This window comes from Paenalcaligenes sp. GW821-LYS-B07-1 (genome assembly GCF_058803365.1).
Genome location: NZ_CM179516.1, coordinates 2,815,114 through 2,830,515, shown reverse-complemented (window position 1 = coordinate 2,830,515; position 15,402 = coordinate 2,815,114). Strand labels below are relative to the sequence as shown.

10 protein-coding genes and 1 tRNA gene are annotated in these 15,402 nt (G+C 50.8%); 8 read left to right on the top strand and 3 right to left on the bottom strand.

Annotated elements, in window-relative coordinates:
* Positions 1 to 25 precede the first annotated feature (25 nt).
* A complete protein-coding gene (erpA, locus tag AC3QL0_RS13650; RefSeq protein ID WP_166407291.1) occupies positions 26 to 394 on the top strand; it encodes an iron-sulfur cluster insertion protein ErpA in 369 nt (122 codons plus the stop codon).
* A 27-nt stretch (positions 395 to 421) separates the two neighbouring features.
* On the opposite strand, the gene AC3QL0_RS13645 is transcribed toward erpA, so the two are convergent.
* Positions 422 to 1,525: an anhydro-N-acetylmuramic acid kinase gene (locus tag AC3QL0_RS13645; RefSeq protein WP_493010999.1), complete on the bottom strand. Its 1,104-nt coding sequence runs from the start codon at positions 1,523 to 1,525 to the stop codon at positions 422 to 424.
* Positions 1,526 to 1,573: 48 nt separating this feature from the next.
* Positions 1,574 to 2,962 (bottom strand): M23 family metallopeptidase, encoded by a 1,389-nt coding sequence (locus AC3QL0_RS13640; protein WP_493008964.1) that lies wholly within the window; start codon positions 2,960 to 2,962, stop codon positions 1,574 to 1,576.
* 243 nt (positions 2,963 to 3,205) lie between these two features.
* Here AC3QL0_RS13640 and tyrS point away from each other — a divergent pair, with 243 nt between their 5' ends.
* From tyrS to AC3QL0_RS13605, 7 genes are all read left to right on the top strand, one after another.
* Positions 3,206 to 4,432, top strand: coding sequence for a tyrosine--tRNA ligase (gene tyrS, locus AC3QL0_RS13635; protein ID WP_493008963.1), 1,227 nt, complete (start codon positions 3,206 to 3,208; stop codon positions 4,430 to 4,432).
* 19 nt (positions 4,433 to 4,451) lie between these two features.
* Positions 4,452 to 5,078: a YbhB/YbcL family Raf kinase inhibitor-like protein gene (locus AC3QL0_RS13630; protein ID WP_493008962.1), complete on the top strand. Its 627-nt coding sequence runs from the start codon at positions 4,452 to 4,454 to the stop codon at positions 5,076 to 5,078.
* Between the two features lie 183 nt (positions 5,079 to 5,261).
* Positions 5,262 to 6,512, top strand: coding sequence for a serine hydroxymethyltransferase (gene glyA, locus AC3QL0_RS13625; RefSeq protein ID WP_493008961.1), 1,251 nt, complete (start codon positions 5,262 to 5,264; stop codon positions 6,510 to 6,512).
* 36 nt (positions 6,513 to 6,548) lie between these two features.
* Positions 6,549 to 7,022 (top strand): transcriptional regulator NrdR, encoded by a 474-nt coding sequence (nrdR, locus tag AC3QL0_RS13620; RefSeq protein ID WP_135863710.1) that lies wholly within the window; start codon positions 6,549 to 6,551, stop codon positions 7,020 to 7,022.
* A 10-nt stretch (positions 7,023 to 7,032) separates the two neighbouring features.
* A complete protein-coding gene (gene ribD, locus AC3QL0_RS13615; protein WP_493008960.1) occupies positions 7,033 to 8,163 on the top strand; it encodes a bifunctional diaminohydroxyphosphoribosylaminopyrimidine deaminase/5-amino-6-(5-phosphoribosylamino)uracil reductase RibD in 1,131 nt (376 codons plus the stop codon).
* Positions 8,164 to 8,202: 39 nt separating this feature from the next.
* Positions 8,203 to 8,293 (top strand) — tRNA-Ser (locus AC3QL0_RS13610).
* A gap of 206 nt (positions 8,294 to 8,499) precedes the next feature.
* A complete protein-coding gene (locus AC3QL0_RS13605) occupies positions 8,500 to 9,654 on the top strand; it encodes an MFS transporter (RefSeq protein ID WP_493008959.1) in 1,155 nt (384 codons plus the stop codon).
* 67 nt (positions 9,655 to 9,721) lie between these two features.
* Here the strand turns inward: AC3QL0_RS13605 and AC3QL0_RS13600 are convergent, their stop codons facing one another.
* Positions 9,722 to 15,259: a retention module-containing protein gene (locus AC3QL0_RS13600; protein WP_493008958.1), complete on the bottom strand. Its 5,538-nt coding sequence runs from the start codon at positions 15,257 to 15,259 to the stop codon at positions 9,722 to 9,724.
* Positions 15,260 to 15,402 lie beyond the last annotated feature (143 nt).

Sequence of the window (15,402 nt, the reverse complement as noted above, 5' to 3'; positions counted from 1 at the left end):
ACAAAGGTCATTGCTGGAGTATTGTATGAGTACCCTTACCGAAACTATTGATTTGCAGGCGCCTCCTGCTCCGTTGCTGTTTAGTGATTCAGCAGTGGAAAAGGTACGTGAGCTGTTATTGGAAGAAGGTAACCCCGATTTGAAACTGCGCGTATTCGTGCAGGGCGGTGGTTGTTCCGGCTTTCAGTATGGCTTTACGTTTGATGATGTGGTGAACGATGATGACACCACCATCGATAAAAGCGGCGTGCAACTGCTGATCGACCCTATGAGCTTCCAATATCTAGTTGGAGCTGAAATCGATTACAAAGACGATATTGACGGTGCTCAATTCGTTATTCGTAACCCTAACGCATCCACCACCTGTGGTTGCGGATCTTCCTTCTCGGTATAAACGCTGTACGGCGTAAAACCCCACCAATTAGGCAGGGTAGTACGCTCCAAGCATTACCGCATGATGTGCCCCGGTAACCGCCGGGGCATTTGCTTTGATGCCGTGCATATGGGCATGAGCAAGCCACGCAAAAGCCAACGCTTCCACATGCTGGGGATGTAATCCCAGCACATCGGTGCTGTGTACAGGAACGCCTATGAGTTGTGTAATACGCAGTAATAACGCGTGATTGAATGCACCACCACCACAGACTATGACTTCTTCTGTGCCCGCAGCATAGCGCTGTATGGCTTGGCTTACGCTTTGGGCGGTAAGTTCCAATAAGGTGGCTTGAATATCTTCAGGGCTAGCGTTTGGGGTTTGTTGCGCTATATGGTGTTCTAGCCAGTTTGCATGGAATAGGTCGCGTCCCGTAGATTTGGGTGGGGCAAGATTAAACCAAGGCTCAGCAAGCATGGTATCTAACAGAGTAGGGATCACCTTGCCGCTGCTGGCCCACGCGCCAGAGGCATCATAGGGCAGGCCGTGATGCTTGCCTATCCAGTAATCCATTAGCATGCTGGCAGGCCCTGTGTCAAAACCGCGTAGCGGTTGGTTGGGGTGCAAAATGCTAATGTTGGCGATGCCGCCTAAGTTCAAAATGACGCGGGGATGATCGCTTGAAAAAAGTCCGTGGTGAACACGGGGAACTAACGGTGCGCCTTGTCCGCCTGCAGCAATGTCGCGGCTACGGAAATCGGCAATAACAGCAATGTTGGTTAACTCAGCTAGCAGGGCAGGGGCATTTAACTGAATGGTGAAGCCTAGTTCAGGACGGTGGCGTATGGTTTGACCATGAGCACCAATCGCACGCACCGAGCTGGCTGCTAGATTTTGTTGTTCTAGCAAGCGGTGGCACACGCTGGCATAACAGTGTGTTAATTCAATGGCGGCTAGATTGGCGCGTTCCAGTTCGTTATCGCCAGGCCGGTTTAAGTCTAGCAACTGTTGCCGTAACGATGGCGGAAGCTCGCACGAAGCAGCATCCACAATCACGGGTGTTTGGTTGTTATCAAAGCGAGCCAATACAGCATCTACGCCATCGGTGCTCGTGCCGGACATTAAGCCTATATACAGTTCTGGTTGCGACATGGTCATAAAAAAACGGCACCGCTATCGGTGCCGTTAGTGTAGTGAGAGTTAGTTGCTGTTGGCGGCAAGCAGTTCTTGGCGGCTTTGTAATAAAGCCAGTTGTGTTTTGTACTGGCTTACTTGGTTTTGGAAGGCTTGCAGTCGAACGGGTTCCAGTTTTCGAGCGACTGGTAAGTCTATCGCTAATGGATCCACAGGGGTGCCATCTACACGGAACTCGTAGTGCAAGTGCGGGCCAGTGGACCAACCTGTGGAGCCTACGTAGCCAATCAATTGGCCTTGCTCTACGCGATCACCTTTGCGTAAGCCTTGGGCAAAACGGCTTTGGTGAGCGTACAGGGTGCTGTAGTTACTGTGGTGTTTCAGAATGATGACGTTACCGTAACCGTTCTGTACGCCTACAAACTCTACAACGCCATCAGCTGTAGCATGAATAGGTGTACCGCTTGGTGCTGCGTAATCTACGCCTTTATGGCCACGCCATTTACCGCTGATTGGGTGGCGGCGGCCACCAAAGGTGGAGCTGATACGTGTGAATTTCAGCGCGTTGCGTAAGAAAGAACCTTGTCCTTGCAAGTTTTGGCCGTCGGCATCGTAATAGCTGCCGCCGTTGCTGGAGTTGGATTCACTAAACCACAGGGCTTCATGCGTTTTACCTTGGTTCTCAAATTCCAGGGCCAAAATACGTCCAGAACCTACTTGTTGACCATTTAGGTTGTAGGTTTCGTAGATGACGCGCAGTTTATCGCCGGTGCGTAAATCTTTAATGAAGTCTACTTTACTGCCCAAGATTTCAGGAATCTGCAAAGCAATACTGTCAGGAATGCCAGCGGTATCGGTAGCACCAAAAAGCGAGGTGCGAATTTCGGCCTCAGCGATTTGTATGTTTGGGGAAGCGACAGAGACTTCCTCGCTTGCTACAAATCCCCCTTCGCCGTTAGTGCGAACCTCTAACCAGCGTGAGGCAGGTTTGCCATTTTCTGTGCTGGAAGGGGTGTGGAAATAGCTTAGCGATTGCAGTTGATTGTTTTCGTCCAGAGCGGCACGTACAGTGCGACCTGGGTACAGCTTGTAAATTGAGCGCGCATCTTTGTCATGCGTCAGGAATTGTTGCAGGCCTTCTTCACGAATATTCAGGCGTTGCAACACCGAGGCCAGTGTGTCGCCACGACGTATACGGGTTTCCTGAATAAAGGGGTCGGAGAAGCTGCTATCCAGTGACTCAACAGAAAAAGGCAAGTCCAGCGTAGTGCGAGCCTGATAAAGCACTGGTTTGCTGTCATCACCTGAAGACGGGTTAACAGCAATAGCAGCGGCGCCTGCGAACATGCCAAGGGCAAGTACTAACAGGCCTTTTTGTATCAGACGTGCGGTGCTGGTTGTGCGTTTGCTGCGGACGGTGGCGGTGGTGGTTCCGTTGATCTCTTTTTCTAGCATTGAAGCAAAACCTAGCGGTTGGCATTGCAGAAAATATGTCCTGTCGCAGGGCATACAGCCTAGCAATGCAAGTAACGTAGCAGGGAGTCAGAACGTTAAATTATTCTTCGTAGCGAAGCTGATTAGCGTTCTGTTAAGATATGGGGGTTTACACTGATCATTCGTGATGATCTGATAAACACTAGTATCCTAGCGCATTTGACTCAATTTATCGAGTTTTTTCGAGAAAAAATTAGGCAGATTATGTCCTCCCCCGAATTTACTATTACTCCAGAAGTGCAAGCTGCACTTGATATTGCCAAACGTGGCTGTGACGAACTCATTGTAGAAGCTGAGTTTGCTAAGAAGTTGGCGCGTAGCCAAGCATCTGGCAAACCTCTGCGTATCAAGCTGGGCTTGGATCCTACCGCCCCTGATATTCACTTGGGTCACACCGTAGTGCTGAACAAAATGCGTCAGCTGCAAGACCTAGGTCATACCGTCATTTTCCTGATTGGTGATTTCACTTCCACTATTGGTGACCCTAGTGGTCGCAACTCTACTCGTCCGCCACTGACCCCAGAGCAGGTCAAGTCAAATGCGCAGACTTATTACGATCAGGCAAAACTGATCCTGGACGAGAGTCGCATGGAAGTGCGATATAACTCTGAGTGGTGTGATCAGCTGGGTTCTCGCGGCATGATTCAACTGGCGTCACGTTATACCGTGGCTCGTATGATGGAGCGTGACGATTTCACCAAACGCTTCCAGTCACACACACCTATTTCAGTACACGAGTTCTTGTATCCTTTGCTGCAGGGCTATGATTCCGTGATGTTGAAAGCTGATCTAGAGCTGGGGGGGACAGATCAGAAATTTAACTTACTGGTGGGTCGTGAGCTGCAAAAAGAATATGGTCAAGAACAGCAGTGTATTCTGACTATGCCGTTGCTGGTAGGTTTGGACGGCGTAGAAAAAATGTCCAAGTCCAAAGGCAACTACATCGGTATCACTGAAAATGCAGATTCCATGTTCGGTAAGATCATGTCTGTGTCTGATACCTTGATGTGGATGTACTACGAGCTGCTGTCCTTCAAGAGCATGGCAGACATCAATGCATTGAAAGCCAGTGTGGAGCAGGGTGCAAACCCACGCGACATTAAAGTGGCACTGGCGCAAGAGATCATTACACGTTTCCATTCGGCCCAAGCCGCTGAAGACGCTTTACGCGATTTTGACGCACGTTTTCGTCATGGTGAAATCCCCGAGAACATGCCAGAAGTTAGCGTAAATGGTGCGCCAATTGGTATAGTAAAACTATTGCGCGAAGCAGGACTGGTTCCATCAAATAGCGAAGCGAACCGCAGCATTGAGCAAGGTGGTGTTCGCATTGATGGTGTGAAGGTTGAAGATAAGGCCTTAGAACTTGCTGCCGGTACGTATGTGCTGCAAGTGGGCAAGCGACGTTTTGCCCGTGTAAGTGTCTCTTGACTGTTTGTGAGGGCGGATTATGAAGTTACGCAGTGACTCTTTTACTGATCAGGCTGTGATCCCAGAGCGTTTGGCTTTTGGCCGAGCAGATGCCACAACAAAAGTGGCATTGGCAGGTAATGCCAACCCGCATCTGGCCTGGGAGGATGTTCCAGAAGGAACCCGCTCTTTCGTTGTATTGTGTGTAGACCATGATGTGCCTGCTGTGCTGGATGATGTAAACCAGTTGGGCAAAGAGGTAGCAGCCGATACGCCGCGAGTTGATTTCTATCACTGGGTATTGGTGGATATTCCTGCCGATGTTCGTGAAATCGCCGAAGGGGTGTATTCGGATCGGGTTACCCCACGAGGCAAAGCGGGCCCATTAGCGCCTAGCGGTACACGCCAAGGCTTGAATGACTACAGTAAGTTTTTTGCACATGATCGTGACATGAGCGGAGATTACTTTGGTTACGATGGCCCGTGTCCACCGTGGAACGACGCTTTGCAGCACCGTTATACCTTCACCATTTATGCGCTGGATCTGGAAGAGCTTCCATTGGAAGGCAAATTTGGTGGGGCAGAGGCCAAGGCAGTGATGCAAGGCCACATTCTGGCGCAAGCCAGTTTGACGGGTACCTACACCTTGAATGAGAAACTGTTATAAGCAGTTTTGAAAAAACAGGTTGAAAAATATTCACCTAAAGGGTGGCACTCTTTCACACAACTGTCTTTTTTTTGAAGAAGGTTGTTGGTTTGAGTGCCACCTTTGCCTTATTTCAGCCCTAGGCAACGCTTAGGCGCTAAAATGACAGCTTCATTTTAGTTTCCTTATTTTTTAGGATCTCTCATGTTTGATCGTTCACGTACGCTGGATATTGTAGACCCCGCTCTTTGGGATGCTATCCAGAAAGAAGACACCCGCCAAGAACAGCATATTGAGCTGATTGCTTCGGAAAACTACGCTAGCCCTGCAGTGATGCAGGCGCAGGGTACCCAACTGACTAACAAGTATGCAGAGGGCTATCCCGGTCGTCGTTACTATGGCGGTTGTGAGTACGTGGACGTAGTTGAGCGCTTGGCTATAGAGCGTCTGAAAGAATTGTTCGGTGCAGAAGCTGCTAACGTACAGCCTAACTCCGGCTCTCAAGCTAACCAAGGCGTGTACATGGCTGTGCTGAAACCCGGTGACACCGTGTTAGGCATGAGCTTGGCTGAAGGCGGTCACTTGACCCACGGTTCCCCAGTGAACGCATCTGGCAAACTGTACAACTTCATTCCTTACGGTTTGAACGAAAAAGAAGAACTGGACTACGACCAGTTGGAAGCTTTGGCTAAAGAGCACAAGCCTAAATTGATCGTTGGTGGTGCTTCTGCTTACTCCCTGCGTATCGACTTCGAACGTATGGCTCGCATTGCACACGAAAACGGTGCATTGTTCATGGTAGATATCGCTCACTACGCTGGTCTGGTTGCTGGTGGCGCATACCCTAACCCAGTACCTCATGCTGACTTCGTAACCACTACTACGCACAAATCTTTGCGTGGTCCTCGTGGTGGCGTGATTATGATGAAAGCTGAGCACGAAAAAGCCATTAACTCTGCGATCTTCCCCGGTATCCAGGGCGGTCCTTTGATGCACGTGATTGCTGCTAAAGCCGTTGCTTTCAAAGAAGCTCTGGAGCCTAGCTTCAAAGAATACGCTGCACAAGTCGTGAAAAATGCTGACGTAATGGCCAAAACTTTGGTTAAACGTGGTCTGCGTATTGTGTCTTCCCGTACAGAAAGCCACGTTATGTTGGTGGATCTGCGTGCTAAAGGCATTAACGGTAAAGATGCTGAGCGCGTATTGGGCGAAGCGCACATTACTGTGAACAAAAACGCCATCCCTAACGACCCTGAGTCTCCATTCGTGACCAGCGGTATTCGTCTGGGTGCGCCTGCAATGACAACTCGTGGCTTTAAAGAAGCTGAAGCTGAGTTGACGGCTAACCTGATTGCAGATGTGTTGGATAATCCGCATGATGCAGCCAACATTGAGGCAGTTCGCCAACGAGTCAATGAACTCACGGCGCGTTTCCCAGTGTATAGTGCTAAGTAATATCACTACTGGCCCCGTAAGGGGCCTTTTTAAACGATGAAATGTCCGTTTTGTGGAAATAGCGATACCCAGGTCGTAGACTCTCGCGTATCAGAAGAAGGCGATTCTATTCGACGCCGTCGCCGTTGCGCGGCCTGCGATCGTCGCTTCACCACATACGAGCGCATGGAGTTGTTGATGCCTGCGGTGGTCAAGCGTGATGGCAGCCGTATGGAATTTGATGACAAACGCTTGCGTGCCAGCTTAGATCTGGCATTGCGCAAGCGTTCTGTCGCCAGTGCCGATGTAGACGCTGCTGTGCGTCGCATAGTAGAACGCTTGATGGTCAGTGGCGAGCGAGAAATCTCTACTGAACATATAGGCGATCTGGCCATGGACGAGCTGAAGCAACTAGACCAAGTGGGCTATGTGCGCTTTGCTTCCGTCTATAAAAGTTTTAATGATATTCATGAATTCATGCGGACTATCCAAGAAATGCAGGATGGCCCGGTGAACCATTCCCCAGAATAAAGGCATACCGGTGAGCAGTGTGGATGACGTGAAGTGGATGCAGCAGGCACTGGCTCAAGCGCAATCCGTCATGCATTTGACCTCGCCCAACCCTCGTGTGGGTTGCGTCATTGTTCAAGATGGTCAAGTGGTGGCTGCAGGGGCTACGCAGCAAGCGGGTGGCCCGCACGCTGAAGTCATGGCGTTGGCGCAAGCGCGTGAGCGGCAGATAGATCTATCGCGTTGTACGGTGTATGTCACGCTTGAACCTTGCAGTCATTATGGTCGTACCCCACCGTGCGTACAAGCCTTAATCCAGGCTAAGCCACAGCGTGTGGTGGTTGCCTTACTAGACCCAAACCCATTGGTGGCAGGCCGTGGTATACGTGCTTTGCAAGAAGCCAATATTCCTGTCCAAACAGGCGTTTGTGCTGAGGCAGCGCTAGAACAAAACCCCGGTTTTGTATCCCGTATGCTGCGTAAGCAAGCATGGTTATGGTTGAAGTTAGCTGGCTCTTTGGATGGTCGCAGTGCCTTGCTAAATGGGCAGTCGCAGTGGATTACCGGGTCAGAAGCTAGGCAGGATGGACATCAATGGCGCGCGAGATCGTGTGTGGTGCTAACAGGCATTGGCACGGTATTGGCTGATAACCCCCTCCTGAATGTGCGGGGTATAGAAACACCTAGGCAGCCCATTCGTGCCGTCGTCGATACACATCTACGCTTGCCCGTTGATGCGAACTTGCTGAATGGTGATCCGGTTTGGGTCTTCACCACGAGCAACGATACGGTCAAGACTAAACAGCTTGCTGATAAAAACGCTCAGGTGATTCAGGTAGGGCAGAATGCCTCAGGCCATGCCGACTTAACCGAGGTGATGGCCTTCATTGATGAGCAAGCCATTAATGAAGTGCATGTGGAAGCGGGTGGGCTCTTTAGTGGTGCCATGCTGCAAACCGGTCGTGTGGACCAAATTCTCAGTTACGTGGCACCCACTTTGTTGGGGCCAGGGCAGCCTATAGTCGCTTTGCCTGAGCTGCAGCAATTGAGCTTGGCGCAGCGTTTTGAGTTCTGCGATGCGCAACGACTAGGAAAAGATGTACGTTTATTGCTACGTGATACTCAACGTTGGAATACTTTACAGGAAGGTTTGCTTTTTTAGTAATCTTAGCTATAATAGCAGGCTTAGCAGTAACAGATAGGACAGGTGGCCGAGTGGTTGAAGGCGCACGCCTGGAAAGCGTGTATACGTTTATAGCGTATCGGGGGTTCGAATCCCCCCCTGTCCGCCAGAATTTAAAAAGCCCTTGAGCAATCAAGGGCTTTTTTGCGTTTGGGTTTTGGATGTTTTATCCAAGACTAGGGGCTTTTTCATGCGTTAATAGCACGATTTATTATTGAGAAAAATTCAATAGTATTTCCTAGGTGTACGGCTTAATCTGCAAATATTAACTTGAGACAATCTACTCCATTGGAAAAAACACATTGGATTGTCATCATGTCTCTTGCTTTACTTGCTCTCGCCATCGGTGCATTTGCTATCGGTACTACCGAGTTTACCCCCATGGGCCTGTTGCCCGTGATCGCTGATGGAGTGCAAGTCAGTATTCCTACTGCCGGTATGCTGGTTTCAGCCTACGCCATTGGTGTGATGGTGGGTGCACCGGTTATGACCTTGCTATTTAGCCGCTTCGGGAAACGTGGTGCGTTGATGGCATTGATGGTGCTATTCACCGTAGGGAACTTGCTATCGGCTTTCGCCCCTACTTATACAACGTTACTGTTATCGCGTTTGATCACCAGTTTGAACCACGGCGCCTTTTTTGGCATAGGTGCTGTAGTGGCGGCTAGTGTGGTGCCTAAAGATAAACAGGCCAGTGCAATTGCTACGATGTTCATGGGCCTGACTATTGCGAATGTGGGCGGAGTACCTGCTGCTACATGGATTGGTCAGCAGGTGGGTTGGCGTGCTGCTTTTGGTGGTACGGCTGCGCTGGGCTTAATCACTATCGTCGCGCTGTGGTTGGCCTTACCCAAAGGCGAGCCTGGTCAGCGCCCTGATGTTCGCCGTGAGCTGAAGGTGTTGAGTCGTCCCGAGGTGTTATTGGCCATGGGTACTACCGTGTTGGGTGCCGGCGCGATGTTCACCTTGTACACCTATGTGGCACCTGTATTGGCTGAGATCACTCATGCAGAACCAAGTTTTGTGGCTTTTGCTCTGGTGTTAATTGGTATTGGTTTCACCCTAGGCAATAGCATAGGTGGGAAGTTGGCTGATTGGTCTCTGGATGGTGCAGCCAAACTGATTCTTGCCGCGCTGACTATCATCATGATAGTGATGCCTTTCATGATGACAACAAAAATTGGTGCTGGCATTAGTTTGGTGGTGTGGGGTGCTGCTGCCTTTGGTATCGTGCCACCAGTACAAATGCGAGTCATGCAGGCAGCTGCACAGGCGCCAGGTTTAGCTTCGTCAGTGAACGTGGGTGCTTTTAACTTGGGTAATGCAGTAGGGGCAATGTTGGGTGGCGTCGTGATCGAGCAAGGTTTGGGCTATATGGCCGTGCCGTTGGCGGGTGCGGTGTTAGCCGCAGGAGGTTTGAGTCTAGTGTGGTTAGGTGGTGTACGGCGTCGTGCGGTGCAGGGCGTTTGAGCATAGAACAAAAAGCCCTCACTCTTTTTTGGAGAGTGGGGGCTTTTTTACGCATGACTAAAACGGATTAGAGATCCGGATTATTCAATTTTTGGCCTTCATCCATCAAACGTCTGCCTAACTCTTGCATCAAGCTAGGTTGATCGTCATCGTGCAATCCTGTTTCTGCAGCGCGACCTTTGTCTTGATCCTGAGAAACTGTCTCAGCAGTGCGCTGTACATCCCCTGGGGCTGTGGTGGGTTCTAAACCTTCCACGCCTTTAGGTGTGCCCAGAATATCTGCCAAATTGAGGCGGTTTGCTGCATCGCTCTCATCATGGTTCAGGCTGAACGGCTCGCTTTGTTGCGAGGCGTTGTCGTGTTCAGCATGGTTAGACAGGAACAGCCCCAACGCATCTTCTTCGTGCAACAAGTGAGCTGGAGACAGTTCATCCAGTTGTTCATGAGACAGAGACAGGGCTTGTGCCAGCGCATCGGTAGTAGAGGCACTGTCAGAGGCAATAGGATCGCCATTACCATCCTTAGCCTGCAACTCAGCCGAAATAGACCAGTCGGTAGGTTGATCCGCTTTAGGCACTACTACATGAATGTTGATGCCTTCCAAGTCCTCACCGGAAGCATTAGGGATAAACACCTTGCCATCTTGTTTTTCCCACTGCAACTCTTGGCCATCTTTGCTGATGGACAGTTTGCTGATCTGCTCCAGTGTCAGCCCTGTGAACGACAGGAATACTCCAGTGTCTGTGCCAACGTCGTCACCCAATACGGCGGCCAACGTAAAGTCATACTCCATAAAGGAAGAGCCGTATTTGGTGATGGTACCGTCTTCGATCACAGTACCGTCGGTAAAGATGATGCCTTTAATGTGATTGAAGGTGGTTGTATTTAAGCCTTCTTGGCCTTGGGTGTCTGTAACGCGGCCACCGTAAAACTTCATATCCCAAGCCGTATCTGTTTTGGGTGATTTGAAGTCTACGTCTGAGAATTGGTAACGACTAGGATCGCCTTCCAGTACCAAGTAGTTAAAGCCTTTACCTGCTGCACCTTCATAGCGGCCATCAATAGACCCTACATGGTGTATACCCTTTGCGTAAATAAGCTCAGAGCCTTGGCTGACGAACGAGCCTGGTACAACGGTGCTGATTTTGAGTCCGTTGCTGTCAATGCCACTGTGATCGCCGGGGATGATAACGGTACCATCCTTGATGGGGATCTCAATTTTCTTGTCTTCTACCACGTCAACGTGAGTCAGGCTGATGTCGACGCTAGACATCTCTATGGCCACAGGTTTCAGGTTAACGGTTTCAGAGAAGGCGTACTGCGAATCGTGATTGCCTTCCATGACGCGGTTACCATTATCCAACTCAGCACCATTGGCTGGGTGGTTATCCAGTGGGTACTTGACGTTGCCATCCTCATCTTTTTGAGGATTGTTGATGTCAGGCTCGTAGCGTGCGCCCAGTTTCCACTCGGTTTCCTCGAAGTATTTACCGCCATCGTGGTTGACGTTTACATTGAGGCCCTTGTCGGCGTATTGATTCCAAACGTCAACGCGCACATAAACCTCATTGCTTTTATCGCCTACGCCTTGAATCAGCTCAGGGTATTCGCCATCGTTAATGGCATTTGAACGAGAGGCGCCACTGACTGTAACATCGGTCTCGGTTTCAACGCCTGTGCGGTTGAGTTCATTTTGGGCGTTACCAAAAATCTTGTCGGATGCGTGCAAGGAGATTTTGATGTACTCATGCTCGCCGCCCAGAAGTTTCTGTGTGAAGACAGGTTTACCGTCCTTACCGGCCACAAAGTGTTCGCCATTGCGCTCTTCAATCTTGTTGAGCGTGACCAAGAACTCCATGTAATTGTCCAAGCCTACGTCTTTGCTTGGGTTCAAGCTGCCATCTGGGTCTGCATCAGGGTTCTTGCTGTAGCCTAGGTAGTTAGTGCTGCAGACTACGTTACCGTTGCAGCCTACTTCGCCACCCGTGTCCATATCAATAGTGTATGGACGATCTTTTTCAGCCGAGGCAGTATTGCCCGCTGCGTCTTCGGTCTCGACTTTGGCGTGTACATTGGTGTCTTGGGCCAACTCTGAGCCTGGCACCTTAACACCCCATGTTTTGTTGTCGCTGTTAACCGTGGTGGTGTAGTCCTTGCCGTTCACGGTCACAGTCACGGTGTCGCCCGCTTTGACATCTTTACCTACGGTACCGGTAATCTCTATTTCGGACTCAGATTCGGTTTGGTCAATGACGTCGTCACCAGCGATGGTGTCGATGGTGATCTCGGCTTCGGGCAGGTCGGTTTTTACGTCGTAGCCACGATCGGTTTCCGCGGAAGCCGTGTTACCAGCGTCGTCTTCGGTCTCGACCTTGGCATGAACGTTAGAGTCTTTGGCCAACTCAGCACCGGGAACATCTACAGTCCAGGTTTGGCCATCGGAGTTAACGGTGGTGGTGTAGTCTTTACCGTTGACCGTCACAGTCACGGTGTCACCAGCTTTAACGTCTTTGCCCACGGTACCGGTGATGGTTACATCAGATTCAGACTCGGCTTTGTTGATCACGTCATCGCCAGCAATGGTGTCGATGGTGATCTCGGCTTCAGGCAAGCCTGTTTTCACGTCGTAACCACGGTCGGCTTCCGCAGAGGCTGTGTTACCCGCATCGTCTTCGGTGTCGACTTTAGCGTGAACGTTGCTGTCTTTAGCGAGTTCAGCGCCTGGAACGTTTACGTTCCAGGTTTTACCGTCGGTGTTCACGGTGGTGGTGTAGTCTTTGCCGTTCACAGTCACGGTGACAGTGTCGCCCGCTTTAACGTCTTTACCGACGGTACCAGTGATGGTCACATCAGATTCAGACTCAGCTTTGTTGATCACGTCGTCACCAGCAATGGTGTCGATGGTGATTTCAGCTTCAAGCTCTGTGGTGTTAACGCTGTAGCCGCGGTCGGTTTCAGCCGAGGCTGTGTTACCAGCGTCGTCTTTGGTATCGACTTTGGCGTGAACGTTGGTGTCTTTGGCCAACTCAGCACCGGGAACATCTACAGTCCAGGTTTGGCCATCGGAGTTAACGGTGGTGGTGTAGTCTTTACCGTTGACCGTCACAGTCACGGTGTCACCAGCTTTAACGTCTTTGCCCACGGTACCGGTGATGGTTACATCAGATTCAGACTCGGCTTTGTTGATCACGTCATCGCCAGCAATGGTGTCGATGGTGATCTCGGCTTCAGGCAAGCCTGTTTTCACGTCGTAACCACGGTCGGCTTCCGCAGAGGCTGTGTTACCCGCATCGTCTTCGGTGTCGACTTTAGCGTGAACGTTGCTGTCTTTAGCGAGTTCAGCGCCTGGAACGTTTACGTTCCAGGTTTTACCGTCGGTGTTCACGGTGGTGGTGTAGTCTTTACCGTTCACAGTCACGGTGACAGTGTCGCCCGCTTTAACGTCTTTACCGACGGTACCAGTGATGGTCACATCAGATTCAGACTCAGCTTTGTTGATCACGTCGTCACCAGCAATGGTGTCGATGGTGATTTCAGCTTCAAGCTCTGCCGAGTTAACGCTGTAGCCGCGGTCGGTTTCAGCCGAGGCTGTGTTACCAGCGTCGTCTTTGGTATCGACTTTGGCGTGAACGTTGGTGTCTTTGGCCAGCTCAGCACCCGGAACGTCTACGTTCCAGGTTTTGCCGTCGGTGTTAACGGTGGTGGTGTAGTCTTTGCCGTTCACTGTCACAGTCACGGTGTCGCCCGCTTTAACGTCTTTACCAACAGTACCAGTGATGGTCACATCTTTTTCAGACTCGGCTTTGTTGATTACATCGTCACCAGCAATGGTGTCGATGGAGATCTCAGCTTCAAGCTCTGTGGTGTTAACGCTGTAGCCGCGGTCGTTTTCGGCCGATGCAGTGTTGCCCGCTGCGTCTTCAGTCTCGACTTTAGCGTGAACGTTGGTGTCTTTGGCGAGTTCAGCACCCGGAACATCTACATTCCAAGTTTTGCCATCAGCGTTTACTGTGGTTGTGTAATCTTTACCGTTCACAGTCACGGTGACAGTGTCGCCCGCTTTAACGTCTTTGCCGACGGTACCAGTGATGGTTACATCCGACTCAGACTCAGCTTTGTTGATCACGTCGTCACCAGCAATGGTGTCGATGGTGATCTCGGCTTCAGGCAAGCCTGTTTTCACGTTGTAACCACGGTCGGTTTCAGCCGAGGCTGTGTTACCAGCGTCGTCTTCGGTGTCGACTTTAGCGTGAACGTTGCTGTCTTTCGCGAGCTCAGCACCCGGAACGTCTACGGTCCAGGTTTTGCCATCGGTGTTAACGGTAGTGGTGTAGTCTTTACCGTTAACGGTTACGGTGACGGTGTCACCCGCTTTAACGTCTTTGCCGACGGTACCAGTGATGGTCACATCAGATTCAGACTCAGCTTTGTTGATCACGTCGTCACCAGCAATGGTGTCGATGGTGATTTCAGCTTCAAGCTCTGTGGTGTTAACGCTGTAGCCGCGGTCGGTTTCAGCCGAGGCTGTGTTACCCGCATCGTCTTTGGTGTCGACTTTAGCGTGAACGTTAGTGTCTTTGGCAAGTTCAGCACCCGGAACATCTACGTTCCAGGTTTGGCCGTCGGTGTTTACCGTGGTCGTGTAGTCTTTGCCGTTCACGGTCACAGTCACGGTGTCGCCGGCTTTAACGTCTTTGCCAACGGTACCAGTGATGGTCACGTCTTTTTCAGACTCCGCCTTGTTGATCACATCGTCACCAGCGATCACATCAATGGTGATGTCCGCTTCTGGTGCTAAGGTGTCTACCGTCGTGGTGTCTTGATCGCCTAAGCCGGGTACGCCAGCTTCGTTGGTGTAGCTGCCATCAGGCACGCGCACTACGATATCGCCTTCGTAGTTGTCTGGCACGATTAAATCGGCCACCCATTTGGTTGGGTCGGTTGGGTCTGGGCGCAGATTTTCAATGCGGCCGCCGTTTGAGACGTGTACGTCTGTCGCGTCGAAGCCTGCAGGTTTCTCGCTAAAGTTAAAGCTTACGGTGCCATCTTTGTTGATGGTGACTTTGAGCGTTGGTGCGGTAGGAGCAGTAGGCTCTTCGGCGTTATCGGTGCCGTCTGCACGACCATAGCCACCCATGCGCGGCAGTTCGCCGGCTGGTGTGATGGGTTTAGGATAGGCCAATGCTAACGGAGAAGTGCTTTCTACGACGCTCATCAAGCGTGTGAAGCTGCTACCGCCTGCACCATCGCCACCGCCGCTAGTCACGGCGGCAGTGGGGTTTAATTGTTCAAAAGGATCTTTACCTGCTTGTACTGCCGCGAGTACACGTGCAATGTCTGGGTCTACTTGTGCTGCTATGGTTTGACCGCTGGGGTCCACATCATCATTGAAGAGATCGTTTGTTACTTGGAGTTGACGGTTTTCACCCACCATCAACGGTGGCATGCCATCTGCTTGTAGTTGTACATTTGCACCACTGTCTGTGACCACTTCAGCGTTTACAGGGACACGCATTCCAGCACGCAAGGCCAGCAGAGAACCGTCAGCTTGGCGCACCCAAGCATTACCTGAAACATTGTTTACTAAAACCGTATCTACAGCCATTTACTACGCTCCGTAAGGATTACGCCATATTTGGGTGGGAGAATAGCGCAATATAAACCCACAATAATTACTTAAATTTTACGGGTGATAAGGGATCAGGAGTATTGGCCGCGGCGACAGGTTTAGCAATTATTTTTGTTAAA

Coding starts and splice junctions, on each gene's coding strand:
- erpA (WP_166407291.1), top strand. CDS start 26: ATGAGTACCCTTACCGAAACTATTGATTTGCAGGCGCCTCCTGCTCCG.
- AC3QL0_RS13645 (WP_493010999.1), bottom strand. CDS start 1,525: ATGTCGCAACCAGAACTGTATATAGGCTTAATGTCCGGCACGAGCACC.
- AC3QL0_RS13640 (WP_493008964.1), bottom strand. CDS start 2,962: ATGCTAGAAAAAGAGATCAACGGAACCACCACCGCCACCGTCCGCAGC.
- tyrS (WP_493008963.1), top strand. CDS start 3,206: ATGTCCTCCCCCGAATTTACTATTACTCCAGAAGTGCAAGCTGCACTT.
- AC3QL0_RS13630 (WP_493008962.1), top strand. CDS start 4,452: ATGAAGTTACGCAGTGACTCTTTTACTGATCAGGCTGTGATCCCAGAG.
- glyA (WP_493008961.1), top strand. CDS start 5,262: ATGTTTGATCGTTCACGTACGCTGGATATTGTAGACCCCGCTCTTTGG.
- nrdR (WP_135863710.1), top strand. CDS start 6,549: ATGAAATGTCCGTTTTGTGGAAATAGCGATACCCAGGTCGTAGACTCT.
- AC3QL0_RS13605 (WP_493008959.1), top strand. CDS start 8,500: ATGTCTCTTGCTTTACTTGCTCTCGCCATCGGTGCATTTGCTATCGGT.
- AC3QL0_RS13600 (WP_493008958.1), bottom strand. CDS start 15,259: ATGGCTGTAGATACGGTTTTAGTAAACAATGTTTCAGGTAATGCTTGG.